Annotated in this window: 27 protein-coding genes; 18 read left to right on the forward strand and 9 right to left on the reverse strand. The window is 41.3% G+C overall.

What is annotated here, in order from left to right; genetic code table 11:
* Window positions 1-9 precede the first annotated feature (9 nt).
* Window positions 10-486 (forward strand): hypothetical protein, encoded by a 477-nt coding sequence (locus NUV69_01340; protein MCR4324311.1) that lies wholly within the window; start codon window positions 10-12, stop codon window positions 484-486.
* Here the strand turns inward: NUV69_01340 and NUV69_01345 are convergent.
* The gene (locus tag NUV69_01345) at window positions 483-701 is read right to left on the reverse strand and encodes a hypothetical protein (GenBank protein MCR4324312.1); all 219 of its coding nucleotides are present in this window, start codon (window positions 699-701) and stop codon (window positions 483-485) included. The genes NUV69_01340 and NUV69_01345 overlap by 4 nt on opposite strands.
* Window positions 661-963, reverse strand: a complete 303-nt coding sequence (locus tag NUV69_01350; GenBank protein MCR4324313.1) for a hypothetical protein — start codon at window positions 961-963, stop codon at window positions 661-663. The genes NUV69_01345 and NUV69_01350 overlap by 41 nt, the downstream gene beginning before the upstream one ends.
* A 143-nt stretch (window positions 964-1,106) precedes the next feature.
* Between NUV69_01350 and NUV69_01355 the strand changes: the two genes are divergently transcribed.
* Window positions 1,107-2,423, forward strand: coding sequence for a replication-associated recombination protein A (locus tag NUV69_01355; GenBank protein MCR4324314.1), 1,317 nt, complete (start codon window positions 1,107-1,109; stop codon window positions 2,421-2,423).
* A 4-nt stretch (window positions 2,424-2,427) separates the two neighbouring features.
* Here NUV69_01355 and NUV69_01360 read toward each other — a convergent pair whose 3' ends face one another.
* Window positions 2,428-2,721 carry a hypothetical protein gene (locus NUV69_01360; protein ID MCR4324315.1) on the reverse strand — a complete coding sequence of 98 codons (294 nt, stop codon included), beginning with the start codon at window positions 2,719-2,721 and terminating at the stop codon, window positions 2,428-2,430.
* Window positions 2,722-2,961: 240 nt separating this feature from the next.
* Here NUV69_01360 and NUV69_01365 point away from each other — a divergent pair, with 240 nt between their 5' ends.
* The 12 genes from NUV69_01365 to NUV69_01420 all read left to right on the forward strand — a co-directional run bounded on the left by NUV69_01365 (window position 2,962) and on the right by NUV69_01420 (window position 14,175).
* Window positions 2,962-3,708, forward strand: coding sequence for a hypothetical protein (locus NUV69_01365; GenBank protein ID MCR4324316.1), 747 nt, complete (start codon window positions 2,962-2,964; stop codon window positions 3,706-3,708).
* Window positions 3,705-5,594, forward strand: a complete 1,890-nt coding sequence (locus NUV69_01370) for a sensor histidine kinase (GenBank protein ID MCR4324317.1) — start codon at window positions 3,705-3,707, stop codon at window positions 5,592-5,594. The genes NUV69_01365 and NUV69_01370 overlap by 4 nt, the downstream gene beginning before the upstream one ends.
* Before the next feature lie 51 nt (window positions 5,595-5,645).
* A complete protein-coding gene (locus NUV69_01375; GenBank protein ID MCR4324318.1) occupies window positions 5,646-6,020 on the forward strand; it encodes a response regulator in 375 nt (124 codons plus the stop codon).
* A 133-nt stretch (window positions 6,021-6,153) separates the two neighbouring features.
* Window positions 6,154-7,764, forward strand: a complete 1,611-nt coding sequence (locus tag NUV69_01380; protein ID MCR4324319.1) for a GspE/PulE family protein — start codon at window positions 6,154-6,156, stop codon at window positions 7,762-7,764.
* Window positions 7,764-8,807, forward strand: coding sequence for a type II secretion system F family protein (locus NUV69_01385; GenBank protein MCR4324320.1), 1,044 nt, complete (start codon window positions 7,764-7,766; stop codon window positions 8,805-8,807). The genes NUV69_01380 and NUV69_01385 overlap by 1 nt, the downstream gene beginning before the upstream one ends.
* The gene (locus tag NUV69_01390; GenBank protein ID MCR4324321.1) at window positions 8,804-9,295 is read left to right on the forward strand and encodes a prepilin-type N-terminal cleavage/methylation domain-containing protein; all 492 of its coding nucleotides are present in this window, start codon (window positions 8,804-8,806) and stop codon (window positions 9,293-9,295) included. The genes NUV69_01385 and NUV69_01390 overlap by 4 nt, the downstream gene beginning before the upstream one ends.
* Before the next feature lie 2 nt (window positions 9,296-9,297).
* Entirely contained in the window at window positions 9,298-11,184 is a 1,887-nt protein-coding gene (locus tag NUV69_01395; protein ID MCR4324322.1) for a hypothetical protein, read from the forward strand.
* Window positions 11,181-11,681 carry a hypothetical protein gene (locus NUV69_01400; GenBank protein MCR4324323.1) on the forward strand — a complete coding sequence of 167 codons (501 nt, stop codon included), beginning with the start codon at window positions 11,181-11,183 and terminating at the stop codon, window positions 11,679-11,681. The genes NUV69_01395 and NUV69_01400 overlap by 4 nt, the downstream gene beginning before the upstream one ends.
* A 92-nt stretch (window positions 11,682-11,773) precedes the next feature.
* On the forward strand, window positions 11,774-12,196 hold the full coding sequence (locus NUV69_01405) for a hypothetical protein (GenBank protein ID MCR4324324.1): 423 nt from the start codon (window positions 11,774-11,776) through the stop codon (window positions 12,194-12,196).
* Between the two features lie 4 nt (window positions 12,197-12,200).
* Window positions 12,201-12,905 carry a hypothetical protein gene (locus NUV69_01410; protein ID MCR4324325.1) on the forward strand — a complete coding sequence of 235 codons (705 nt, stop codon included), beginning with the start codon at window positions 12,201-12,203 and terminating at the stop codon, window positions 12,903-12,905.
* Window positions 12,906-12,967: 62 nt separating this feature from the next.
* The gene (locus NUV69_01415) at window positions 12,968-13,459 is read left to right on the forward strand and encodes a type II secretion system GspH family protein (GenBank protein ID MCR4324326.1); all 492 of its coding nucleotides are present in this window, start codon (window positions 12,968-12,970) and stop codon (window positions 13,457-13,459) included.
* A 332-nt stretch (window positions 13,460-13,791) separates the two neighbouring features.
* Entirely contained in the window at window positions 13,792-14,175 is a 384-nt protein-coding gene (locus NUV69_01420) for a VOC family protein (GenBank protein MCR4324327.1), read from the forward strand.
* Here the strand turns inward: NUV69_01420 and NUV69_01425 are convergent.
* Window positions 14,172-15,518, reverse strand: coding sequence for a flavohemoglobin expression-modulating QEGLA motif protein (locus NUV69_01425; GenBank protein ID MCR4324328.1), 1,347 nt, complete (start codon window positions 15,516-15,518; stop codon window positions 14,172-14,174). The two genes, NUV69_01420 and NUV69_01425, sit on opposite strands and share 4 nt — an antisense overlap.
* Window positions 15,519-15,667: 149 nt before the next feature.
* Between NUV69_01425 and NUV69_01430 the strand changes: the two genes are divergently transcribed.
* Window positions 15,668-15,841 (forward strand): DUF6496 domain-containing protein, encoded by a 174-nt coding sequence (locus NUV69_01430; protein MCR4324329.1) that lies wholly within the window; start codon window positions 15,668-15,670, stop codon window positions 15,839-15,841.
* A gap of 29 nt (window positions 15,842-15,870) precedes the next feature.
* Entirely contained in the window at window positions 15,871-16,920 is a 1,050-nt protein-coding gene (locus NUV69_01435; GenBank protein ID MCR4324330.1) for an alpha/beta fold hydrolase, read from the forward strand.
* Window positions 16,921-17,045: 125 nt separating this feature from the next.
* Here NUV69_01435 and NUV69_01440 read toward each other — a convergent pair whose 3' ends face one another.
* The gene (locus tag NUV69_01440; protein ID MCR4324331.1) at window positions 17,046-18,143 is read right to left on the reverse strand and encodes a C39 family peptidase; all 1,098 of its coding nucleotides are present in this window, start codon (window positions 18,141-18,143) and stop codon (window positions 17,046-17,048) included.
* A 67-nt stretch (window positions 18,144-18,210) separates the two neighbouring features.
* Between NUV69_01440 and NUV69_01445 the strand changes: the two genes are divergently transcribed.
* Both NUV69_01445 and NUV69_01450 read left to right on the forward strand, forming a co-directional pair.
* Window positions 18,211-19,869: a DUF4173 domain-containing protein gene (locus NUV69_01445; protein ID MCR4324332.1), complete on the forward strand. Its 1,659-nt coding sequence runs from the start codon at window positions 18,211-18,213 to the stop codon at window positions 19,867-19,869.
* Window positions 19,870-19,916: 47 nt separating this feature from the next.
* Window positions 19,917-20,057 (forward strand): DUF3096 domain-containing protein, encoded by a 141-nt coding sequence (locus tag NUV69_01450; GenBank protein MCR4324333.1) that lies wholly within the window; start codon window positions 19,917-19,919, stop codon window positions 20,055-20,057.
* Here the strand turns inward: NUV69_01450 and NUV69_01455 are convergent.
* The 4 genes from NUV69_01455 to NUV69_01470 form a co-directional block, all read right to left on the reverse strand.
* Window positions 20,050-20,445, reverse strand: coding sequence for a response regulator (locus NUV69_01455; GenBank protein ID MCR4324334.1), 396 nt, complete (start codon window positions 20,443-20,445; stop codon window positions 20,050-20,052). The two genes, NUV69_01450 and NUV69_01455, sit on opposite strands and share 8 nt — an antisense overlap.
* Window positions 20,442-22,175 carry a GAF domain-containing sensor histidine kinase gene (locus NUV69_01460; protein MCR4324335.1) on the reverse strand — a complete coding sequence of 578 codons (1,734 nt, stop codon included), beginning with the start codon at window positions 22,173-22,175 and terminating at the stop codon, window positions 20,442-20,444. The genes NUV69_01455 and NUV69_01460 overlap by 4 nt, the downstream gene beginning before the upstream one ends.
* A 104-nt stretch (window positions 22,176-22,279) precedes the next feature.
* Window positions 22,280-22,891 carry a hypothetical protein gene (locus NUV69_01465; GenBank protein MCR4324336.1) on the reverse strand — a complete coding sequence of 204 codons (612 nt, stop codon included), beginning with the start codon at window positions 22,889-22,891 and terminating at the stop codon, window positions 22,280-22,282.
* A 144-nt stretch (window positions 22,892-23,035) separates the two neighbouring features.
* A complete protein-coding gene (locus tag NUV69_01470) occupies window positions 23,036-23,683 on the reverse strand; it encodes a hypothetical protein (protein ID MCR4324337.1) in 648 nt (215 codons plus the stop codon).
* Between the last annotated feature and the right edge of the window lie 47 nt (window positions 23,684-23,730).

The following is a 23,730-nucleotide window of genomic DNA, read 5'->3' on the forward strand; positions in this document are numbered from 1 at the left end:
TTTTCAACAATGACAAGAGAAGGTCTTCCAAATGGTTCTGACTTAGCTGACGATCTGGACACTCTTTTTAGGGGTGGCGGAAAATTAGAAGAGTTTAAACAGACAGCTAGTGCTTCGGAGAATGGAGAATCATATCCTTTAGACCCGTTTATCGATAGTTTTCTGGACGGACAGTTTCACCCCCTCCATTCTTTTATGAGTATTAGAGATGAAGTGGCAAGACTAATTGAGGCTCTTCCGCGATGGAAGGAGGAAAAGATGGCTCATTTAATTAAGAGCGGAGATACTGAAAACGCTCAAAGAGTTGGGGATATTTCATATTCTTCGATTGAAGAAAGAGCTAATCGTCGCCGCGAATTACAAGCAAGACGTATGGGGGTGATTCCAGATAGGTCGAGTCGAGAGTACGAGAATTTGAGAAGAACGGCGGACTTTTACGACAAGGTCAGTGAAATTGCGAGGGGTGCAAGAGAAGAGAGCGCTTAGAGGTTCCCGCAAGCGACGTAAGTGTTAACTTCCTGTTGAGATTTGTGCACATTGATTGCCAGCGGTTTCTGGCTTTTTAGTTTCTCCATTGTTGTGTTGAGTACTGTATTCGATTCTCCGTCGACAACGTTTGCTAGGGAGTAAACAATTGCGCCTGGTGTGGGACAGGAGCCGCTATGAATGTGGGCGGGTTGGGGTGTTGTATCGGGCGGCACCAACCATGTTTATATTTACGACGACCTTGCCGTTTTCTTCATCCAGCGTTGCTATTCCTACTTCACCCGAGTTGTTTTGTTCGGCAAGTCTTACGATTTCTATGTCGACAACGCTGCTTTGCGCGTTATCTACCTGCTCTGAAGTTTTCTCGCCGAGATCTTCTGTTATTCCCATAAAGTTTCCTCGTGTGCCTGTCATGTAACCAATAATCAGAGCAAGGATAACAAATACTATCGTAACTAAACCGCTAACCGTTCTCATGTGAACAGTGTAATGTTTCATTTATTTAATTCTTGTAAAATTTGAGTATTAAAATTGTAATGACGGTTGATTTTTGGCTCACTTTCGGGTATTTATTAATCACCCCATTGTAGCAAGCACAATGGGGATCCCATAATCGCATTATGATAAGTGGCGATGATCTTTTCAGTAATACAAATACAGAGAATGTTCCTTTGGCAGACAGGATGAGACCTCAAAGCCTTAAGGAGTTCTTTGGGCAAGAACATTTGGTCGGAGAAGGAAAAATTCTTCATGAAGCATTAGGCGCGGATAAGTTATTTTCTGCCATTTTTTGGGGTCCACCAGGAAGTGGAAAAACGACCCTTGCGCAAATAATTGCCAATGAAACAAATGCGGATTTTGTGAAGATTTCTGCCGTTGTTTCTAACGTTAGTGAAATGAAGAAGATAATTGAAGCGGCGAAGGAAAGAAGTAACCTCTATTCCAAAAAGACAATTTTATTTATTGACGAAATTCACAGATTTAATAAAGCCCAGCAGGATATTTTGCTTCCTCATGTAGAGGGCGGGACGGTAACTTTGATTGGGGCGACGACCGAAAACCCGTCGTTTGAAGTCATTGGGCCACTGCTTTCTAGATCTCGCGTTCTGACCCTTCAGCCACTTACGGATGATCAAATAAAGAAAATTATTAACCTAGCACTCAAGGATGCTAAAAGAGGCCTTGGTAAAAAGAAGTTCAAGGTTGAAAAGGATGCTCTTAACACTCTTGCGCTTGCAGCAAATGGTGATGCACGATTTGCGCTGACGACTCTTGAAATTGCCGCTGATATTTCGAAGAGCGGTGTTATAAAGCTTGTGAATATTAAAGAAGCAATGCAGAGAAAGGTTGCTGCTTACGACAAAAAGGGTGATTACCATTACGACACAATTTCGGCTTTTATAAAAAGCATGAGAGCGGGCAAGACGGATGCTGCGATTCACTATTTGGCACGGATGATTGATGCGGGTGAAGACCCTATTTTTATTGCGAGAAGGATGGTAATTTTCGCGAGTGAAGACATAGGTAATGCTCAACCGACGGCTTTGGTTCTTGCAACAAGTACGATGCAGGCGGTGCATATGATCGGCATGCCGGAGGCTGCTTTGATTTTGGCTCAAACTGTTGCCTATCTTTCAGAAGCACCAAAGAGTATTTCTTCGACAGAGGCGATTTCTGCCGCTATTTCAGATGTACAAAAACTCGGGCTTGATCCAATTCCACTGCATTTGAGAAATGCTCCAACTAAACTTATGAAAGAGCTGGGATATGGCCGAGGTCATGTTAGGTATCCCTGGAGGGACGATGAAAACGCTGGAGGCAACGAATATATGCCGAAAAATTTAGTTGGTAAAAAATACTATATCAGCCCTCGCTCACGCTCGTCTGATGTAACTTCTCGCTCCGCTCACAGTTATAAAAATCTCCGAAAAGCTTAAAGCCTCAATCAATCTGCAATCCAATTGAGTTTACCTTGGGAAGATATAATTTTACTTGTTCTCTGAATTTATCAGCCAGATTCGAAGAATACCTTCCGTAACCGCTGCTTTCACTTTTACTACAAAGCCGATTTTCATATTCTTGAACTATATCTAAGATTTTTTGTCCTTCGTCGTTGAATTGTTTTTGATATTTTTGAGGCTCGAGTGTGTAATGATCATGAGTATTTTTGAAGCTTTCAAAAGCCTTCTTGTGATCGTTTAGCATCAGTTCAAAATATTGTTTATATTTAGACATATTGGATAAACTTCCTACGGCAATAGAGCCTTTAGTATGTCTTTAAAGTTTACAAGAGCGAGCAGAAAAAATCACCTTCTTTGCTGTTGGTATCTCGGAAGTATGTAATCGCTTTTCGCATTCATCCATGGTTAAGAGTCAGTGGTGTTCTGCGAGCGATTATAAATATACGGTACGTAGTACTAATATACTTCGCCGCCATCTTATATTTTTATAACCTCTTTGTGATATCTTTAAGTTATGCTTCGAACTGCCCCAAAAAAGTCGTCTTCAACTGTACCATTTTTATCTGATTCAGTTGAGGACATTTTAAAACTCGGAGAAAAAAATCAGTTTTCTAACTCACTATTTTCTCAACTTGTAAAACTTATTGCAACCGTCATAGTTTTAATATCCGTTCTTGTTATGTACGGATGGATTCTGAATGTGGAGCTTTTGAAAAGTTTTCTTCCGGACCGCGCGTTGATGAATTTTATAGTCGCAACCCTTTTTTTTGTGAGCGGGATCGAACTGTTTTTTATTACAAGATCTGTCCAGGGACATAAAGAAGTTTCGCAGGTAGTTTTTCCTGCAACAAGCATTTTTATTTTGCTAATTGCTTCAACGATTTTGACTGCTTCAGTTATAAAAATCCAAACGGGCATTGAAACCTTGCTTCTTGATGATTCCCAAATTAGTGCGGATGTTACGGTTTCCAAGGTTCAAGAAGTTCCAAGTATGATCAGCTTTATAATTTTTGCGCTTGTTGGGATTTTAACTTTAATGAATTTTAGGAGGTTGAATTTAGTCTATTTTTTTGCAGGCTTCCTTTTCTCTATTTTGGGGATTTTGGCAATTTTGGGACATTTATTTAACGTAACCCTTCTTTATTATAATGCTCCCGGTATTAGTGCACCGATGTCTGTAAGTGTTGCGGTTATGTTCATTTTACTCGGGATGGGGTTAGTTCTTACTGCTTTGGAAAGTAAAAGAGCTACTTTGAGATGATAAAGCTAAATCTTCGGCTACTTTTGATTTTTCTTGAGATTGCAATAATTCCGGTTGCGCTTATTAGCTATCTTGCGCTTTTTAATACTAAAAGCGCGATCACAACCCAGGTACTGAATCAACTCGACCAGCTTGCAGCTATAACGAAAAATAGGGTCAGGAGTGCAAATGTTCAAAACCTGGAACTCTTAAGTGATGTAATCAATAGTGCGAGTGGGGGGCGGCCCATTTCTGAGTTTAAATCTCTTATTGATCCTGAGAGTGACATAAGAAGTATTTCCATTACGGATGTTGGCGGAAAGGTTACGTCTTCAACGGATCCAGAGAAAGTTGGCCGCAATTTTGGCTCTGAAGAATTCTTTCTGAAAGCAAGAGTCAGTAGACGCGCTACAACGTTTTTGCAGGGCAAAAACAGAGAGCTTTTAATCGTTGTCTCTGGCCCAATCACCCGCGACGGAGAACTTATAGGGGTTGCGATTGTCGAAAAGAATGGTGCGAGTTTCTTGTCTATTTTTAATGAAAATGTTGGACTTGGTACGAGTGGGGAAATTCTCTTGGTGGCCAGAGACAGAAACGGGGGCTCCGTTTATATCACTCCCTCCAAATTTGACCAGCTAGGTCCTCTTTCTCGTAGTACGCCCAAGGATGACTTTAGCCAAGCCGCAACTCAAGCGCTTTTAGGACGCGAACAAACTTTCGACAGTAGTATTGATTACCGTCAGGAAAAAGTTCTCGCCTCCACTCGTTATATTGAGGAAGCAGATTTGGGTGTGATTGCAAAAATTGACCAGAAGGAAGCGTATCTTTCGATTGCCAAGTTGAGTGGGCTTTTGACTATCGTCTCTCTAGTTTCGGTAAGCGTTATTGCACTTATATCTCTTTCGGCGGCAACTTCTATTGTTGCCCCTATTAAAAAACTTATTAATATGACAAATAAAATTTCTGGTGGAGATTTTTCGCATCGTGCTGTTGTTGAATCGAGGGACGAAATAGGGCAGCTGGAACTTTCCTTTAATATTATGGCGATGAAACTAAAGCGGTCGTATGAGGGACTTGAGCAAAAAGTAAGAGAAAGAACGAAGGAGCTGGAGGTCAGCACAAGGAACCTCGAAATTGCAAACGCTAACCTTAAAAACTTGGACAAACTTAAAGACGAGTTTGTGTCCATAGCATCTCATGAACTCCGAACTCCGATGACGGCGATTAAGGGCATGGTTTCGATGATTGTTGACGGTGATTATGGAAAGGTCGAGAAAGGGCTCCATGAACCACTTGCGGATATTGCTAATTCTACTGACAGGTTAATTGTCCTTGTTAACGAACTCTTGAATGTTTCAAGAATCGAGGCGGGGCGACTTAAATTTGAACTCAGCGACTTTGCAATCCAACCTGTTATTGGCGAAGTTGTTACGTCTCTGATCCCGCTTGCAAAAGGGAAAAATCTTTACCTGGATTTTAAGTACGACGGACTTACGTTTGTGCAAGGAGATACCAATAAAATCAGGGAAGTTTTAAGTAACTTAATTGGCAACTCGCTTAAATTTACAGAACGTGGAGGCATAACAATAAGCTTAGAGGAAGACGGAGATCTATTGAAGGTGTTTGTTCAGGATACCGGAATTGGTATTAGTTCTGAGGACCAGGTTAAATTATTCGGTAAATTTAAACAAATAAGTAGTTATCAGGTTGGAAGACCAGCGGGTAGCGGGCTGGGTCTTTATATTTCCAGAGAATTGACAAGAAAGATGGGTGGAGATCTTTGGATTCAGAAATCGGAACCTCAACAAGGATCGACTTTTGTATTTTCGCTTCCGCTTGCAACTTCAGAACTTGCCAAAAGATTGAGAGAAGTCGTGAAACAACAATCACAAGAAGTACAGCTTTAACCTTTGTGGATTTTCCCTGGTGAGCTTTTTTTGATATATAATATGTAACAAATGGCAAAAGTACTGCTAGTAGAGGACGATCAGTTCTTACAGAAAATGTATCAGAAAAAATTCCAGATTTCTGGATTTGAGGTAGAAATCGCAAAGGACGGGGAGGAAGGTCTTTCTAAAATGAAGGCCCTAAAGCCAGATATAGTGCTTATGGATATAATGATGCCGAAATTGAACGGAATCGACGCGACTGCGGCAGCAAAATCAGATGAGACGACGCGTAATATTCCGATTATCATACTTACTAACTTATCAAGTACAGAGGACGCCCAAACTGCGGTCAAGAAAGGTGCGGTCGATTTTATGGTGAAGTCGAACTTTACTCCAGCCCAAGTTGTTGAAAAGGTCAAACAGGTTCTGGCGTCTGGCAAGTAAAGCTTTTTAACGCTCTCTTTTTAATGCTAAACTAGTTGTAGGCGGGATATTTTATTCTGCTTGGAATTACGTGATTTCTGACAACGACCTATACCAACTTTTACTGAAGAATCAATACCTTTCCGAGGACGATTTGAAAAGGGTTGCTTCTTACGCAAAAGACAAAAGTGTCTCTCTCTATGATGCAATTGTCGAGAACGATTTGGTTTCTGATGAGAATTTAGGAAGTCTTGTCTCTGACTTTTTAAAAATTCCCATGATTTCCCTTTCGAAAGTCGAAATTTCTCCTGAGGCTTTAAATATAGTTCCCGAAAACGTGGCAAGAGCTCAGAAAATGATAGCTTTTTCCGTGGAGGGGGATAGTGTAAAGATAGCAACTTCCAATCCTGACAATAGGGAAACTATAGATATGATCTCGCGAAAGGTCGGGAAAAAGGTTTATGTTTATCTGACGACGGATCGGGACATTGCAAACGCGCTCAGTCTTTACAAAAAGGAACTGCAAAAAACATTTGACGAGATTTTGGTTGAACAGGTACAGGAAGCTGGAAGGTCGGCGAGTAAAGAGGCACCTGTCGCTAAGATTGTTGATACGTTAATTGAATACGCTTATGACAATAAGGCGTCTGATATTCACATCGAACCCGGTGAAGAAGATTCCTTGGTCCGTTTTAGAATCGACGGAGTATTGCACGATGTTTTAAAACTGCCCAATGATCTACACGATCAGGTTGTATCTCGGATTAAGGTTTTGTCGCGGCTCAGAACGGATGAGCATATGAGTGCTCAGGACGGCAAACTTTCGATGAAAGTTCACGAGGAAGAGCTCGATATTAGGGTTTCAATCGTGCCGATTGTTGAAGGAGAAAAGACAGTTCTTAGATTGCTAACATCCCACTTTAGGCAATTTGGGCTGGCTGATTTAGGGATGAACGACCGTGATCTCGCAAAAGTTAAAAATGGTTTTATGAAACCGTATGGGATGGTACTTTCGACGGGGCCAACGGGTTCGGGGAAAAGCACTTCGATGTACGCAATTTTAAAGATTTTAAATACGAGGGAAAAAAATATTGCGACCATAGAAGACCCTGTTGAGTATACGATAGACGGTTTAAATCAAATTCAGGTAAATGCAAAAACCAACCTGACTTTTGCAAACGGACTCCGTTCACTTCTGCGACAAGACCCCGACATTATATACGTGGGGGAAATAAGAGATGAAGAGACGGCCGACATTGCAATAAACAGTGCTATGACGGGGCATTTGGTTCTTTCTACGCTTCACACAAATGATGCCGCGACGGCTTTACCAAGGCTTATTGATATGCATATCGAACCTTTTTTAGTTGCCTCAACTGTAAACGTTATTATTGGTCAAAGGCTTATTCGTAAGATTTGCGAGAAATGCAAAACGTCGTTTACAAAAAAGCCGGAAGAGCTTACGAGCTTAATAAGTATTGAGGAGGTTAAAAAGCATTTTGGTCAAAGTGGTGAGATAAGAATGTATCATGGGAAAGGATGTTCTATGTGCCACATGACAGGTTATAGGGGAAGAATAGGCATTTTTGAAGTTCTCGAAGTAAGTGCAGCTATACAGGAATTAATCAATCAGAAAGCTGACAGTGATGTTATCGTTAAACGTGCTGTGATTGAAGGTATGATAACAATGATCGAGGATGGTCTCGATAAGGTTCAGCAAGGAATTACGACAATTGAAGAAGTGCTGCGAGCCACAAAAGAGTAATGAGCGTCACACTGTCCAAGAAAGATAAATTGATGCTTATCAGCAATTTGGGAACGATGCTGACGGCTGGTATTCCGATCTTGGAAGCCGTAGAGTCACTTGCTTCAGACTCAAAAGGGAATCAGAAGAAAATCATCGAAACTCTACACGCAGATCTTAATCAGGGAAGAACCATCTCAAGTTCGTTTGCTAAATTTCCAAAAGCTTTTGACCCTGTTACTGTAAATTTAGTTAAGGCGGCAGAAGAGTCGGGCACGCTTGATTCTTCGTTAAAAGATTTAACGGTTGGTATCAAGAAGGACATGGAGTTTACGGAAAAGGTAAAGGGTGCGATAACTTATCCTGTTTTTGTAATTATTGTTTTTGTCGGCGTGCTTCTTTTGATACTAACTTTTGTTATCCCGCGTATATCTAGTGTGTTTAGCAGGCTTAATGTTGACTTGCCTCTTCCTACAAGAATTCTTATTAATTTTTCAGATCTCCTTTTGGGTAAGACAATTCCAGTGATTGCTGTGTTGGCTGTTCTTGTTGTAGGTATAGTCTTTTTGTACAAAACGAGGAAGAAAACGCTATTAAATGTTATTTTGTCCTTGCCAATTTTAAAGCGGCTTGCGAGAGATATTGATTTAACAAGGTTTTGCCGCAGCATGTCACTTCTTCTGACATCTGGTATTCCGATTACCGAAGCCCTTGATCTGTCGAGTAATGTAGTAACAAAAAAGGAAGTTTCCAGAGCGATAGAAACTGCTAAAAAATTTGTCGCTGCCGGCAGAAAACTTTCGGAGAGCTTTAAGGAAAATTCAAAAGTTATTCCAAGCATTATGATCAGAATTACAGAAGCCGGAGAGAGGAGTGGGACACTTGAAAAGTCTATGCAGGACATTTCGGAATATTTTGAAGGTGAAGTTACGAGAAGACTCCGAACTCTGACGTCACTACTCGAACCGTTAATGCTAGTCTTTATTGGACTATTGGTCGGTGGCATGATGCTTGCAATTATCGCGCCAATTTACGGGCTGATCGGTAATATTGGCGCAAGATGAGCCTACTTTCTAAAAAAAAGAGAAAATTCGGCTTTACTCTCGTTGAGGTCATCATAGTTGGTGGACTCTTTGCTCTTGTTGCTTCTTTTTCCGCAATTAACATCTTAAGAAGTCAAACGCACAGCACCTTGGTCTCGCAAGTTACAATTTTTGTTTCTGATAGTAGGTCACAGCAAGTGAGAGCAATGGCGGGGGATTCGCAAGGACAATCGACTTCAGGTGATTGGGGGATACACCTAGAGAATAACAGGTATGTCTTATTTCGCGGATCAACATATTCTGCGGGAGATGGTGGGAATTTTATCGTCAACCTAGGCTCTACTATGGCCATCAGTTGGACATTGCCAACGGCGGACATAGTTTTTGTCAAAAGGAGCGGAGAGGTAGTTTCATACACCGAAGGTGCCAACACCGTTACTTTCACCAATAGCGCAAGTGGCGAACATGCGCAACTGACAATTAATCGCTACGGGAGTATTTCGAGATGATTATGCACTTTTCAAAAGGGCAATTTTTGGTTGAACTGTTGGTCGCAATTGGGCTGACGTCTGTGATATTGCCGGCGCTTTTGACTGGCTTTGTGGCGTCTCGGGAAGGAAGGGACCAGGAGGGGCAGAGATTGGTTGCCACGGGTCTTGCGCGTGAAGCGCAGGATGCGACGAGGAGTGTGAGGAGTAGGACGAACGGTTGGGATTACTTTACCAATGGGACATATTACCCTCGAATATCTGGAAGTGTCTGGGAGCTTGCTGCGGGAGTTGAAACTATCGGTGATTTTACAAGACAAGTGGAAATAAGCGATGTCAGGCGTGATTCGGCTGGCATCATTGTTTCATCCGGCGGCACAATAGACCCATCTGCTAGAAAGGTTGTTATCCGAGTCTTGTGGGAAAAACCGCGTTCTTCAAATGTTACCTCGACGTTTTATGTAACGCGTTATTCAAGTTTGGTTTTTGTTGATACGACAGACGCTGAATTCAACGCAGGGGTACGAAACGGTACAGTCGTTACGAATACTGCGGGGGGTGAAGTAACGCTTGGAGCTGGCGGTGGTGGAGATTGGTGCGCTCCTAATTTATCGATAAACCCTCTTGATTTACCCAAAAACGGTGTTGCTAATGCAATTTCTGCAATAGAAGGAAAGGTGGCAGCGGGAACGGGGGAGAATTCTTCTGGTGTTGCTTTTGCAAGTATTGGTGTTGCGAATACTAATCCGCCGACTTCTCAGGTGTCGGGAACTTTCGATGGATACAAAACGAACGGAGTTTTTACAGAAACAAACTATGCGTACCTCGCAACCGACAATAACTCGAAAGAAGTGGTAATTATTGACTTAACTCAACAAGTTGGTGGTAAATATGTCGAGGTTGGGTATTTTAATACGCCGAGTAGCAACGCGGATGGTTTAAGCGTCTATGTTGCTGGCAACATCGGATTTCTTACGACCGGTAGTCGACTTTATACTTTCAATTTAACGAGCAAAACCGGTTCGAGAGCGCAACTTGCTAGTATTGCTCTGCCTGCAGCAGGAACAAAAGTCGTAGTTGTAGGTCAATACGCATATATTTCAATTGCGGGGCATACAAAAGAGTTACAAATTGTAAACTTCAATGGCGCCGGGACAACTCTCGCGAACCATGGTTACTCAGATGTAAATGGTGAAGCGGCATATGATGTTGCTGTCAATTTAACAGGTACTAGGGCTTATCTTGCGACAGCTGCATCAACAAGTCTTCGGGAGTTTTTTATAATCAATACAACAAATAAATCATCGTCAAATCCTTCTCTGCCCCAGGTTGGTTCTTATGATGCAAGTGGTATGAGTCCGAAAGGGGTCGCAATTACCACCGGTAATAGAGCAATTTTGGTGGGAACCTCAGCAGAGGAGTATCAGGTGATTAACATTGCAAATGAAGCCACACCTGTAAGATGTGGAGGATTGCAGCTAGCAAATGGCGTAAATGACGTGGCTGCGGTTCTGGAAGCAGACGGAGACGCTTATTCATATATCATCACGGGTGATTCGTCAAACGAGTTAAAAATCATAGAAGGGGGACCAGGTGGCACGTTTGTTACTTCCGGTAGCTTTGAATCCAGAACTTTTACGATGAGTGAGGAGATTGCTTTAAATCAACTTACCTTCACCGCAACCGAACCTTTGAGCACGGATGTTAAGCTCCAAATTGCCATAAATGGCGATAACAGCACTTGGAGTTATTTTGGTCCGGACGGAACAGGGAGCACTTTTTTTCAGACTCAATCACCGATCCCGCTCTCTTTGATTAATGGAACATATGTTCGTTATAAGGCTTTTTTGGAAGGTGACGGATTGTCTTCACCAATACTTTCGGATGTCAACATTTACTATTCACCATGAAGAAACTAAATTTGCTTTTTAAACCCGGTTACAGCTTAGTAGAGTTTTTGATGTATTTTGCACTGATTTCGATATTTTTGATTGTGCTTACACAAATGTTTGTTTCGATTCTCGAAGTACAAACCGAATCGGAAGCAACGTCTTCCGTCGACCTCGACGGTCGCTTCATTCTAGCAAGGTTGATTTATGATATTTCAAGATCTACAACGGTAACTACTCCCCAAAACCCAGGTAATAGTTCTTCTAGCTTGCTTTTAGTTATTGGTGGAGCGAACTTTACCTATAGCGAAAGCGGAGGAGCTTTTGTGCTCACTAACAATTTGGGTGCCGGGAATTTAAACAGTTCCGAAACACAAATTTCGGCGCTAAATTTTACAAAGCTTGGAGAAGCCGGCGGAAAAGAAACGATAAAATTTACTTTTACGTTAAGTAGCCGTGTCCAGAGGCCTTCCGGGCCCGAGGTGAAAACTTTTGGGACAACCGTTGAAAGGAGATGAATTAATTTCTAATTCAAAATTTCTAATTTCTAATGAATGTTTGAATTATTTAATTATTAAAACATTAAAGAATTGATTAAAAATTAAGAATTATGAATGTTCTCGATTTCTCTCGAACAAGAAAAGGTAGACAAGTTCTCAAATCTCGGAGTGGGATGGTTCTTGTGACCCTGCTTGTTTTCATGGCAGTGGGAATTATAATCACGTCGGCAGCTGTTGTTATCGTCCTTGTTAATTCGCAGGCGACCTCACGTTTTTTCCTAGGAGAGGAAGCATATGCCGCTGCTGAATCCGGAGCGGAAAACGCGATTTTGAGGTTGCAGCGGGATCCCAATTATGCGGGAGAATCGGGTATGATAATAGGAAGAGGAACGGCGAATATTACAGTTTCGGGATCATCGACCAAAACAATTGTTTCCGAATCAACAGTCGGAAGTTATAAGCGGAAAATACAAGTAGTGGGAAATTACCAAAATTTTATATTTACCCCTACGAGTTGGGTAGAGATTAACTAAAATTATGTTTTTTGGCGGCGGAAGATTTATCGTTTATGTTAGAAGTAATGCAATAGTCCTTGGTGTTAAAGGGATGTCGGATCAGAGTTTACCTCTGGGCGCTGATGTTGTTAAGAATTTGGACGTTTTAGACCCTGATAAATTTGCAAAACTTGTTGGCGATTTTTTTGGCAAGTATAAACTAAAAGGAAAGAAGGCAGTTATAGTAATAGGGGCCGACTTGGTTTTTGAAAAAATAATTGTGAGTAGCGCTGACGATTTGGTGGCTGCCGAAAAATTTTTTAATGAGGTTCCGACTGATGCTAAAAATATTTCTAAAAAGATAATCAAAGAAGGCAAAAATGTAAGGTTGGTTGCTGTAAATGGTGGTTTTTTTACTCCGGTAGTCGCGTCACTCAGGAGCCTTGGCGCAGAATCTGAGGTTGTTTTGCCTGCTACTGTTTTGGGTTTAGGAAATGAGGCAGTGGGAGCAGGCGATATTGGCAAAATTACAAGCAATAAGATGGCGATGTCGAGCGCTAATTTTTTGGATCGTGGAAAGGAAGAAAAACCTAAGAAAGAAGAACTCTTGAAGCCTGTTGAAGCTGGCAACAAAGAGGGAGAAATTGAGAGCCTGAGAAAAAATCAACTCGTGCTTTTGGCTTTAGGAGTTATTTTGGTTCTAGGCGCGGGCTTGCTTTTTGCATACGCGTTTGGATTTTTTAGTTAATTTTCTTTTGCCTATTGACAAGCATTTGGTGTTTATTAAAAAATGAGAGAGTAGTACAAAAAATGATCCTGCCTAAATACAGAAACGCACAAGGTTTCACACTCATTGAGCTTTTAGTCGTTATTGGTATTCTTGCTATTCTTCTCGCGATAGTCTTAGTCGCGATTAACCCCGCCAGGCAATTTTCTCAGGCCAACAATACTCAGAGGAAGAGTGATGTAAACGCGATACTTAACGCGATTCACCAGTATGCTGTTGACAACAATGGTAACACTTCTGCACTGGGTATTGATGGGACGGTGAGAACTATTACGTCAACTGTGGGAGCGACAAATGTTAATCTTTGTGAAGCTAATGAATTAGTACCGACTTATATCGCGGATCTTCCGCTTGACCCACAAGATGGTACGGAGGATCCTGCTAGGTCTGTTTGTACCGATGTTGGAGCAACATACAATACAGGATATACTGTAGTTGTGAGTGCGACCGACAATAGGGTAACTGTAGCTGCTCCGGGGGCAGAACTTTCCGAAATTATAACGGTTACCAGATAAGACTTCCGTTCTTTCCATCTTCTTTAGGCTCCACAGGCTTTTGTTGAGGACCACAAGAACTGTTACTAAGTTCTTTAGACCCGCAGATCTACTGAGTAGATCGAGGATTGCAAGAATTTGTTACCAGGTTCTTACAATCTTTTGATGATTTCTTAATGTATGTTTCGTATCATACGTGTCAATGTCCCATTACATTCGGCCAGTATCTACACACGACAGAAGTCCCCCATAAGACTCAGCCACCCGAGGTATTAATAAAAAAACATTACTCCGCCAAAAGCGGATTTTTTTTGATGCTAAAATAAACAACATGTATGCAGAGGAGGTGAGGCTTGATGGATAGTGTAGTTCATTTTGAAATACCGACAGATGATTTAGCGAGGGCTAATAAATTTTATAGTTCAGCTTTTGGCTGGAATATGATTTCGGAGACTGGACACGATTACGTGCTCGTTATGACTGCTGAAAGTGACGAGAAAGGTCCGAAAGAGCGAGCGAGGATAAACGGGGGAATGTTAAAGAGACAGGGGCCGATTACCAACATAGTAATTACTATAAATGTGGACGATATCGACGAAGCGCTTCGTAAAATAGAAGAGGCCGGAGGTAAGACGATTCGTGGGAAGCAGCCGGTTGGGGAAGCGGGGTTTGCCGCGTATTTTACTGACACCGAAGGGAACGTCGTTGGCCTTTGGGAGAACGCAAGCAAAAGTTAACTTTTTTCTCTCGCCCGAGGCTTTAGGATGTCTTCCCAGTAAAGCTTTGCAACGTTCTTATAAGGTAGGGGCAAAGAACTTTCAGATAAACCAAGTTCCTTAAGAGCCGGGAGCGACCTATGGTCGAGTATCGCTGCCTCATTCAGATAACCCTTGCCTGCTTTAACTAATTTTTTATCAAGCAGCCATCCGAGTAAGTATGACAGATCTTTAGTCATCGCGAATTTCTTTGTATTTTTCGTATTTATATGTCCTCGCATGACCCGATAGGTTGTTTTCCAAGCGCTTTCGAGGGCTTTTTCCCAAGACTCATCATCAATATATTTTGGTAGCTTTTGACTTGTTGGAATCTTTAATTCTGTTCTTAAATGGCGTTCAATTTGGTCTTCGAAAATTTTAAAGAATGATTTTCCATCTTGGGCCATTTGAGTCGCGAAAACAAAGAAAGGCTTAGGTGTACCGGATTCTTCTCCAAAGAATTCCAGTCTGAAGGCTTCGTCGTATCTTTTTGCCAGACCTTCATATAATTCTTCTGAATCAATTTTTAGATTGCTCCCGCCTACTGCGAATAGCAATTGTCCATTAACTGATTGCCTTGAATGGCCTTCAACTTCGTGCCCGATAAGCTCTAGTAGCTTGTCGCCAGTTACTTCTCTGTCTGCGGGTATAGAAATTCTGGGGCCGGTTTTGGATTTGTCACGAACATCAATCGAAGTCGAGGTCTTGCTTATTGAAACTCTGAATGCCGGCCCATTTTGTTTTTCGTCTTGTAAGATTCCGTATTCTGCCAGTGCCCACTCAAAAGCTTCTTTTATTTGTCTTGCATTTAACTTTAAGTTTTTTAGATATTCCTGCTCGTCGTGTGTAAGTAGTGCTTTTTGCACGGGTAGAGCACTTTGGGGTGACGTCAATCTTTCGTAGCTTTTATTTGCGACCCTAATTAAATTCTTAGTCAGACGAGGATACTTTTGAGAAAAAGCTTTTGCGATTTTACTTTCGTCTTTTTGTTTTATTCCTTCTATTAGAAGACAGTTGGAAAGATTGTCTTCTATATTCAGATACAGGATTCGCTTAACCACTTTTTCGAGGGATGATTTCGGCTTCAGGCTCGCAACTTCGTCTTTAAGCTTAAGGAGCAGTCTTTTATTTTTTGCTACCTTGAGCGTATTTGCGTGAGAATAAGTAAATTTTGGGTTATAAGATTTATCTTTCCCGAATGCAGCAAATACTTTTTCTTTCTCTTTTTTCAGTGAGGTTGGGTCGGGAGTATAGATTTCGACAGGGTTCCACATTCCCGAAATTCCAGAGACCTTTCTTGTAATTTTTGCTAAATCACCTGACATAAGAATTTAATTGCTGAATTGCTGATTGTTAGATTGTTAAATTGACTGGATGGCATTTATAATTTTAACAAGAATCTAAAGAGATTTTCTTTCTGACTTATTACAGCTCTTTAATTAAATTTCTAAAATGATTTGTATCATTTTAAAAAATGGCTAAGTATAGCAAGAAAGCACAGGAGCAGGCTGGTGAAGCCATGCATAAAATGAAGCATGGCAAACTTAAGAGCGGGAAAAGTGACAAAACTGTAAAGAGCAAGAAACAAGCAATAGCAATTGGGCTTGAGGCGAGAAAAAAAGGTGCCAAGGTACCTTCTCCAAAATAGGTGATATAATCGAGACCACTTTTCAATCCATGCGTATTTTTGTTGCTGCCATTATTACTCTTGTTGTCTTGATATCGGGTTTCGTTCTTTATTCTAGAGTTGATCGTTCAGCTGGTGATATTACTGTTCTTCTGACAGACGAGTTAAACACCGATGACAATATGGGGGAGGCAGAAGTCGGGCTGCACGAGCTTTCGATAGAAGGACTGAGAGGCGGCGAGTATCCAGGAAGTGACATTACGATTGAGCAGGCGCTTGACCCGGGTTCTAACTATCAGCGATACATTGCTTCTTATAGATCGGAAGGTTTGAAAATTTACGCCCTTTTGGCAATCCCAAACGGGCCGAAACCTCGAGGGGGATATCCTACAATTATTTTTAATCACGGATATATTCCACCAGCTCAATACAGAACGACGGAACGATATGTTGCGTACGTGGATGGGTTTGCAAGAAATGGATACATAGTTTTTAGGTCCGATTACCGAGGACATGGAAATTCTGAAGGTAGCCCTTCAGGAGCGTATGGGTCGAATGACTACACGATAGATGTATTAAATGCGGTTGCATCTCTTAAAAAGCACCCAGATGTAGACGAGAGCAAAATCGGTATGTGGGGACATAGCATGGGAGGGCATATTACTCTCAGGAATATGGTTGCAAAGAGTGATGTTAAAGCGGGAGTTATATGGGCGGGTGTTGTAGCTTCTTATCCGGATCTTATAAACAGGTGGAGAAGGGGGAACAGGCCGTCTCCAACACCACTGCCCGGTGGTGCGAGAAGGTGGAGACAACTACTCGTGGAACAATATGGTGAGCCGGAAAAAAATCCGCAGTTCTGGAATTCAATTTCTGCCAACTCATACCTTGCCGATATTTCAGGCCCGATACAGCTTCATCACGGTACACATGATACTTCTGTACCAGTTGAATTTTCGCAAAAACTGGACGAGCAATTAAAAGCGGTGGGCACAGTGTCGGAACTAAACGTATATCAAGGAGACGATCATAATTTAAGCGCTAACTTTAACACTGCTATGCAAAGATCTATTGAGTTTTTCGACCGATACCTGAAGTAGAGTAAAAGGGGATAGAGTTTAGGGTTAAGAATTGGATAGCGTTCAAGGTGAGATCCTTGTCATTCAGTGCCATGCGGTCCTCGTCCTTCGGACTGCGGACCTAAGGGGTCTCACTTGGGCTTAATCTAAAGGGAGTTTAATGCTTCCTGGGCTTCTTGAAGGTTTCTATTGTAGATTACTGCTTTTTCGAACTCTTGTCGAGCGAGTTCTAGGTTTCCTTGCTTCTTATAAATTTCCCCACGAATAAGATAAAGCTCGGAAAAGGCTCTGTTGTGATTATTAAGAACCTTGTCCGTTATGGCGAACACTCTCGGGTAATTTCCCAATTCGTAGTACGCTCGTATTGGTTCGATTTGGTACCAAAGAGTTCTGAAAGGGAGCTGATTTTCGACTTCTTCAAACTCGCGGACCGATTCTTGGTAGTCGCCGGTGTTGTAGAGCGCGACTGAAAGGTTGAAACGAGAATAGATGTCGCTCGGGTTGTTCACAAGTTCATTTTGCGAGAGCTCTGCCGCTTTTCTCCAAGCAACTTGCTCGTCCGAGTTCTCACCAAGAATCGCTTTGGCTATATGCTCTTTTTCGGGTGGTACAAGAACGAGATATTCGTAGTTAAATTTTTTCCAAACGGCGTTAAAGTCACTATACGAATAGCGTAAATTTTTGCCCTGCAAGGAATCGTCTTGGATGATCTGTCCTGTTGTTTCGTCGTAACCTTTAATAATTCTGTAATGGCCAATGTCGTCGTCTACTTTAAGCAAGGTTCTTGCAATGACGGGAATGTCATAAGTAATAAAAAGTTTTACTTCCTCCATACTCCCAGTTGGGCGATGATACGGAATAAGTTCGTAGTCCTTTGATTTTTCTCCCAACTCTTCGAGGGTTACGGATTTGTCGTCGTTATCTCCCTGGGGATTTTGGTAGGGTCTAAGTTCTTGACCCAAGGTTTGTTGGCTAACGTTTATTCCGTAGTAAGAAAGAGCCATCGAAAGAGCTGCCGGGCCGCAATTATTGAAGGTTTGAAAAACGTGATAGTCATTTGCAAGTATTTTCTGAGCGGGTGGGTTTTCCAGCGTGAGTTTTGGGGAGGGGGAAGGTCCCGTTAGTTGACGTTGTTCTTGAGATAAATTGTCCGTTGAGGTGTTGTCTGACCAGCGATCAAATGCAGCCAGGCTGCCGATTGTCACAATAATTAAAAAAACGATTATAAATACAAGCTTAAACATAAGCATATTTTACCACTCCGATTTGACATGGTATTTTTCACAAAGGTAGAATTATGTTTACCGCCAAATGCAAAACATTGCTCTGGGAGCTTTTGTTTTAGTAGTTTTCTACAATCTCCTTTTCTATAAAATCCCTCTTGGGCTAGGAGTAGGTTTTTGGTTTTTAATTCTCAATCTTTTTTTTATTGCAACGGCGAAAGTTGATTCCCGACGAATTTTAACTGGTGTTGGCTTTTCTGCTGCTTCTGTATTGTTCGCCTTTTTATTCTCATTAAGATCTAATTTTCTTGTTCAAGTCGTAGATTTAGTTTTGGCGGTTCTTTTTACTACTGCTGCCATTTATGCTTACAGGTCACAAAAAGAGCCAAGATTTGAGCTTCCTTATTTTCTTACCTTGCCATTAAAACTCGTTGGCAACTCAATTTTTTACTTTGGTAGCAATCTTAAAAATTCGGAGTTTTCTTCCAGTAAAATTTCTGCGGGAAAAGTTTCATATATAGCCCGTGGAATTCTTATTTCGGCTCCCATACTTGCAGTTCTTTTTATATTGCTTTCGGTAGGAGATCCAATCTTTGGTCGAGTTGCCCAACTTTTTTTCAAAGATATAGGCTTAAGGCTTTTAATTTCGGTCACCATTTTTGCAGCGTTTGTCGCTTTAGGGATTGTTAGAGCCGAAAAACCGGATGACAGAGAAGACACGCAAAAGGTGGTAAGTTCAAAAGCTTACGAACTATCGACGATAGTGGGTGGTATAGTTTTTCTTTTTGCGATTTTTATTGGGGTGCAGTTTAGGTATTTATTTACCGGAGTGGGGGAAAGAGAACTACATAATTTAGGTATACAAAGCTTAACTTATTCGGAATACGTGAGGAAGGGGTTCTTCGAACTTATAGCGGCCTCTGTTCTTGCAAGCAGCGTTGTTTTATATGTTTTGCGCTTTATTCACAAATTTCACGCTAAAGAGAAGATATGGGTTCAGGGGTTAACAGGCACGTTAATATTTGAAATAGGTCTAGTTCTACTGTCGGATTTTCAGCGTTTGAATTTATATCAGGCGACGCATGGTTTAACTAGGGCACGTGTTTTTGGGTTTGTTTTTTTGGTCTGGCTTTTAGCGATGCTTTTGATTTTGGTTTGGCGTGTGTTTGTTAAAACTGAAAGCCAGAGGATTTTTATCGCCACACTTTCTGTCAGTCTAGTGACTGTTTTGACGATAAATATTGCCAACATTGATAGCTTGATTGCAAACGATTTCAAACCAACGGTCAATAGTGAAATAGACTATTCTTACATCGCTTCTCTATCTACTGACGCAGCTGGTAGCTGGCCCGAAATAATCCGTGAAAGCGAAAAAATCTTGGATGAAGTTGCGGTGACTCCGGAAGATATTAAGCCGGACGAAAATAGGAAATTAACGCTCACGTATCTTGCACTTAATCGTCTTGATACGAAAATTGCTTTTTTGATTTCTAAATATGGGTCAAATGATTTGTATTACGATTGGACCGGTGGTGGAAATTTAAGGGATTTTAATTCGCGCAAGTGGCACTCGTTTAACTTTAGTCAGTATTTGGCGTTTAAGAAGATAGAAGGTAACTATGAGGATTACAAAAAGGTTAAACATTTAATCGCAAGAACCTCGGCGCTGCAATCTAGCGTCAAGCCGGAAGTGCAAAAAGACACACAGTTAGATCGCCCAATTGAACCACCTCTTGTTACAGATTAAAGTTAACAAATTTGTGGTAATCTTAAGTTAGAGAGGGGGTGAATGTGATGTTGAATATTACAAACTTAAGTCCTCTTACTGCCTTACTTTTTGGAATACTTATTCTTGTCTTTCCAAAATTCCTAAATTATTTTGTGGCAATTTATCTTATTATCACTGGTATCTTGGGACTGGGACTGATTAGTTAGTGAGTTTTTCAATCTTTTCAATAAGCTCGTCCATTTCGAAGGGCTTGGAGAGAAAATCCTCCGCTCCCGCGTTCTTGTATGTGTCTTTAACGTCTGGATGGGCGGAGACGATGATAACCGGAACATTCTTAGTTATCTTTCTATTTTTTAACTCCTTGCAAACTTCTCGGCCGTCCTGGCCGGAGAGCAAAACATCAAGCAGAATAATATCAGGCAGGTCCTTCTTTTCAAGCTTGGGCGAAAGCAAAAAGTCGGCGTCCGAAAAAGTCGTTACATCGTAATCGTTGGCTTCGAGCATTGCTTCAAAAGCATCTAAAATGTCTGGATCATCGTCTACAACAAAGACCCCTCGATGTTTCTCAGGACTGATAGCTTTCTTTTTCATCATAGAGCGCTTTGGTTTGGTGTCGTAAGGTGAGGATCTATGTCAAGGTTTTTAGCTCTTTTTTCGGGTAGACTGAAGTAAAAAGTAGAACCTTGACCGATATTACTTTTAACCCAAAACTTGCCACCGTGGTGCTTGATAATTTCAGATGATATGTAAAGGCCGATGCCAAGTCCGGGGAAGGTTTTGTCCGTGGTGTCGTAAACTCTGTAGAAACGCTCGAAGATTTTACCCAAATGCTCTTCTTGCATTCCTATACCGAAATCTTGAACCGCTACTTTTACATGATCCTTCTTGGCTGATAATCTAATCACTACCTTGTCTGCCTTGGGTGAATATTTAATTGCGTTTGATATAAGATTTTCCAAAACTTGGCCAATACGTTCTTCGTCGCCAAAGATTTTTTTATCTGTTTTTCCCTTTATTACCAGTTTGTGTTTTTCCTCCGATTGTTGGAGTATGTCCATGATTTCATCGACAGCTTTGTCAAAATTAAAAAGTTTACGCTTAAACTCGAGGCGGCCTGCTTGTATTTTAGAAATATTCAACAGGTCATAAATTAGCTCCGTTAATTTGTTTATCTGTCTGTCCATTTTAGAAAGATGATCGGCTGCTTTTTGATCTCCGATTTGTTCGGAGTGTTTTTTGAGAATTTGTGTGAACATTTTTACGCTAGTAACCGGAGTTTTAAGTTCGTGAGACGCAACCGCGATAAAGTCGTCACGAAGGCTGATTGCTTCTTGGGAGCCTTTATAAAGTTTGGCGTTTTCGATGGAAATTGATGCTCGCAGTCCTAACTCTTCTGCCATAACTAAGTCTGCAGGATTGTAGTGTCTTTTTGTATCGCTTGTAACGAAGCTGATCGTGCCGATCGGGCTTTTTTGGGAAAAAATTGGGACGGTTATTGCGGAAGTAAACCCAACCTTTCGAAGAAGCTTTAGGTCTTTTTTGTTTTTTGCAACCGCAACAAGCATATCGTCGGTGATACTAGGGTAGATTTCGGATTTACCCGTTCTTAAAACGTTAGGAGTACCGGTTGGATCGTTCATATCCGGTGGCCGAACTTTCCTTAGTTCCTTTGCCCATTTAATTTTCTTGGGGTCTTTATGTGCTAGTGCAACTTGCTTCAACTCACCGTTGTCGTTAAGTAATTCAATTGTGCACCAATCGCCAATTTCGGGAACGGCCAGAACCGCGATTGTGTTCAAGGTTGTTTGATAATCAAGAGAAGATGAGAGTATGCGGCTTGCTTCTGCCAGATAGATGAGGTTTCTTTCTATCAGCAGTCTTTCTCTGTGATACGTGAAGGCTATTTTAGAAGAGAGAGTGTCTATGAACGTTCCGATTTTCTGACTCATTTCATAGTAATCGTCTACGGACATGTCTTTTAACAGGCCTTCTCTTTTTAGATCTGTCCAGATTGCTTGTTTAAGAAAGATAGTTCCGTCTATCGCTTCTTCCAGGGTCAGCCCGTCTTGCACCGAATCTTTCGCGAGCTTTTCCCCCAGGTCTCGAAACAGGTTCGCAACCGCCTTCATGTTGCCGTTTTCAAGATTATTAGCCAGGACATGAATTAAGGCGATATGGTTGTTTTGATATTTATCTACGAATTCAGTGCGTAAGCTGTGGCTTCCTAGGTACTTTTTGTGAAGCCGTGTTGCCTCTTTTTGTATGGGGTCAGCATTCTTGAGCAAAAATTGCCTGATCTTTGCAAATTTTTCCTTCTTTTTCATGCCACTTCCATATTAAAATTCACCCAAACGGGGAATTGTACTTAAATTAAGTAAGAAAAATGTAAGAATTATGTAGTAGGTTTGTTAGTATTTAGAAGTCGAGGTTAATTGCTGTAACTTTCGCAGGCGGCTTTTGCTTGTGGGTCTGTTATCTGAGCGCACATTGAGTTGGAAGTGCCGGGGCTTGCAGTAGCGGGGCTTTGAGTCTGCTCTTGAGTTTGTGTTAAGTCCATGAATTGTACGTCAGACGGTGGGGTGAACTTGGAATTGTCTGGCGACCAGGAAGAACATTTCATATCGACTTCTTTGTTTACATCGAAATCCTGGTTTTGATCTTGTGTCTGCTCAGTCGCCGCGCTGTTTTTAATTTTTACTCCTTGACCCATTACTGGTGTCCATGTATATGTGTACTCGCTGTCGTTGATCATAGAACTGTGCATCTCCGTTCCGTTCGGGTCTGTCATGGTAAAGTCGCCTCTTACTTTATTACCAGAAACATAAATAGTACCTTCTGTTGACTGGCCGGGATATTTAACAGTGCAGGTTTGGTTTTTGCCAAAAAGTCCGGCTATTGTTCCTTTAACTTGTGTTTGGGCTTCAGGTGACCCGGGTGTAGTGGTTTCTGTCGATTTGCCTCTATTAAAAACAAATGCTCCGATTCCTATTACTGCAACAAGTGCTATTGCGCCGGCAGCAATTTGAAGATTTCTTGACATTTCTTTTTGAGAGTATATTCCTCTGTGTTAATTTTGTCAAAATTTAAGGTATGACACCTCTTCGAGTCTGAGCTTGAAAGCTCATCCCTCAGAGTCGAATGACTTTCGATGACTCAAGGTTGCCACCTTAAATCACGAAGAATCTCACCTTGACTTAACTTTTTTGACTTGCCAAATTAGTGCAGTGAGCGGAAGAGAGAGAAGAATTAATATCCATATCAAGTAGGAAAGGTCGATTCCGAAAGGCGCCCACTTTTGGATATCCAGGTTCTGCGCAATGTCGTAAACTCTCCACGGCGGTTTTTTTAGAACATGCATAAAGTACTCCCTTAATATCGAAGGTATTAAAAGGGCTACTATAATAATGAAGACACTTATTCTAGATGTAAAAAGTTTCTGCTTTTTGGTTAGGCGCACAAACAGCAGGTAAAAGATAAAAAAGTTTTCAAAAAAATTGGGAAAGAATATAAGCAAACTTCTATTGCCAATTAGCGGAAACAGAATAGCTCCTGTAAGTCTGTACAAAAATGAAGATACAGCGATTTTTCTTGCTAATTGGTCCTTCCATGATAGGGAGGTGAATGCGGCAATGGCAAGATAATAAATATCGAAGATCTTGTCCCACAATTGGTATGCTTCACGCTCTCCGTTGTTTGCAAAAGGCAGGAAATTAAAATCATAAACATCTATAAAGATAGATGCAAACAATCCAAAAAGCGGCCATTTTAAAATAGAGAATCCGGCTACGAGGCGAATAATAGAGAGAACGATATATGTTTCCAGAAGAGACATTTTAATTTTGTCAAGATTTAAGGTGGCAACCTTGAGTCCTCGAAAGT

It is taken from the genome of Candidatus Curtissbacteria bacterium, assembly GCA_024654445.1.
Taxonomy (GTDB): domain Bacteria; phylum Patescibacteriota; class Microgenomatia; order Curtissbacterales; family GWA2-41-24; genus JANLHP01.

Bases quoted from the DNA above. Each gene is read 5' to 3' on its own strand.
- NUV69_01385 (MCR4324320.1), top strand. From the start codon at position 7,764: ATGAGCGTCACACTGTCCAAGAAAGATAAATTGATGCTTATCAGCAAT.
- NUV69_01350 (MCR4324313.1), bottom strand. From the start codon at position 963: ATGAGAACGGTTAGCGGTTTAGTTACGATAGTATTTGTTATCCTTGCT.
- NUV69_01410 (MCR4324325.1), top strand. From the start codon at position 12,201: ATGTTTTTTGGCGGCGGAAGATTTATCGTTTATGTTAGAAGTAATGCA.
- NUV69_01450 (MCR4324333.1), top strand. From the start codon at position 19,917: ATGTTGAATATTACAAACTTAAGTCCTCTTACTGCCTTACTTTTTGGA.
- NUV69_01425 (MCR4324328.1), bottom strand. From the start codon at position 15,518: ATGTCAGGTGATTTAGCAAAAATTACAAGAAAGGTCTCTGGAATTTCG.
- NUV69_01355 (MCR4324314.1), top strand. From the start codon at position 1,107: ATGATAAGTGGCGATGATCTTTTCAGTAATACAAATACAGAGAATGTT.
- NUV69_01375 (MCR4324318.1), top strand. From the start codon at position 5,646: ATGGCAAAAGTACTGCTAGTAGAGGACGATCAGTTCTTACAGAAAATG.
- NUV69_01465 (MCR4324336.1), bottom strand. From the start codon at position 22,891: ATGTCAAGAAATCTTCAAATTGCTGCCGGCGCAATAGCACTTGTTGCA.
- NUV69_01370 (MCR4324317.1), top strand. From the start codon at position 3,705: ATGATAAAGCTAAATCTTCGGCTACTTTTGATTTTTCTTGAGATTGCA.
- NUV69_01360 (MCR4324315.1), bottom strand. From the start codon at position 2,721: ATGTCTAAATATAAACAATATTTTGAACTGATGCTAAACGATCACAAG.
- NUV69_01430 (MCR4324329.1), top strand. From the start codon at position 15,668: ATGGCTAAGTATAGCAAGAAAGCACAGGAGCAGGCTGGTGAAGCCATG.
- NUV69_01405 (MCR4324324.1), top strand. From the start codon at position 11,774: ATGAATGTTCTCGATTTCTCTCGAACAAGAAAAGGTAGACAAGTTCTC.
- NUV69_01365 (MCR4324316.1), top strand. From the start codon at position 2,962: ATGCTTCGAACTGCCCCAAAAAAGTCGTCTTCAACTGTACCATTTTTA.
- NUV69_01390 (MCR4324321.1), top strand. From the start codon at position 8,804: ATGAGCCTACTTTCTAAAAAAAAGAGAAAATTCGGCTTTACTCTCGTT.
- NUV69_01470 (MCR4324337.1), bottom strand. From the start codon at position 23,683: ATGTCTCTTCTGGAAACATATATCGTTCTCTCTATTATTCGCCTCGTA.
- NUV69_01340 (MCR4324311.1), top strand. From the start codon at position 10: ATGACAAGAGAAGGTCTTCCAAATGGTTCTGACTTAGCTGACGATCTG.
- NUV69_01460 (MCR4324335.1), bottom strand. From the start codon at position 22,175: ATGAAAAAGAAGGAAAAATTTGCAAAGATCAGGCAATTTTTGCTCAAG.
- NUV69_01455 (MCR4324334.1), bottom strand. From the start codon at position 20,445: ATGATGAAAAAGAAAGCTATCAGTCCTGAGAAACATCGAGGGGTCTTT.
- NUV69_01440 (MCR4324331.1), bottom strand. From the start codon at position 18,143: ATGTTTAAGCTTGTATTTATAATCGTTTTTTTAATTATTGTGACAATC.
- NUV69_01435 (MCR4324330.1), top strand. From the start codon at position 15,871: ATGCGTATTTTTGTTGCTGCCATTATTACTCTTGTTGTCTTGATATCG.
- NUV69_01395 (MCR4324322.1), top strand. From the start codon at position 9,298: ATGCACTTTTCAAAAGGGCAATTTTTGGTTGAACTGTTGGTCGCAATT.
- NUV69_01415 (MCR4324326.1), top strand. From the start codon at position 12,968: ATGATCCTGCCTAAATACAGAAACGCACAAGGTTTCACACTCATTGAG.
- NUV69_01400 (MCR4324323.1), top strand. From the start codon at position 11,181: ATGAAGAAACTAAATTTGCTTTTTAAACCCGGTTACAGCTTAGTAGAG.
- NUV69_01445 (MCR4324332.1), top strand. From the start codon at position 18,211: ATGCAAAACATTGCTCTGGGAGCTTTTGTTTTAGTAGTTTTCTACAAT.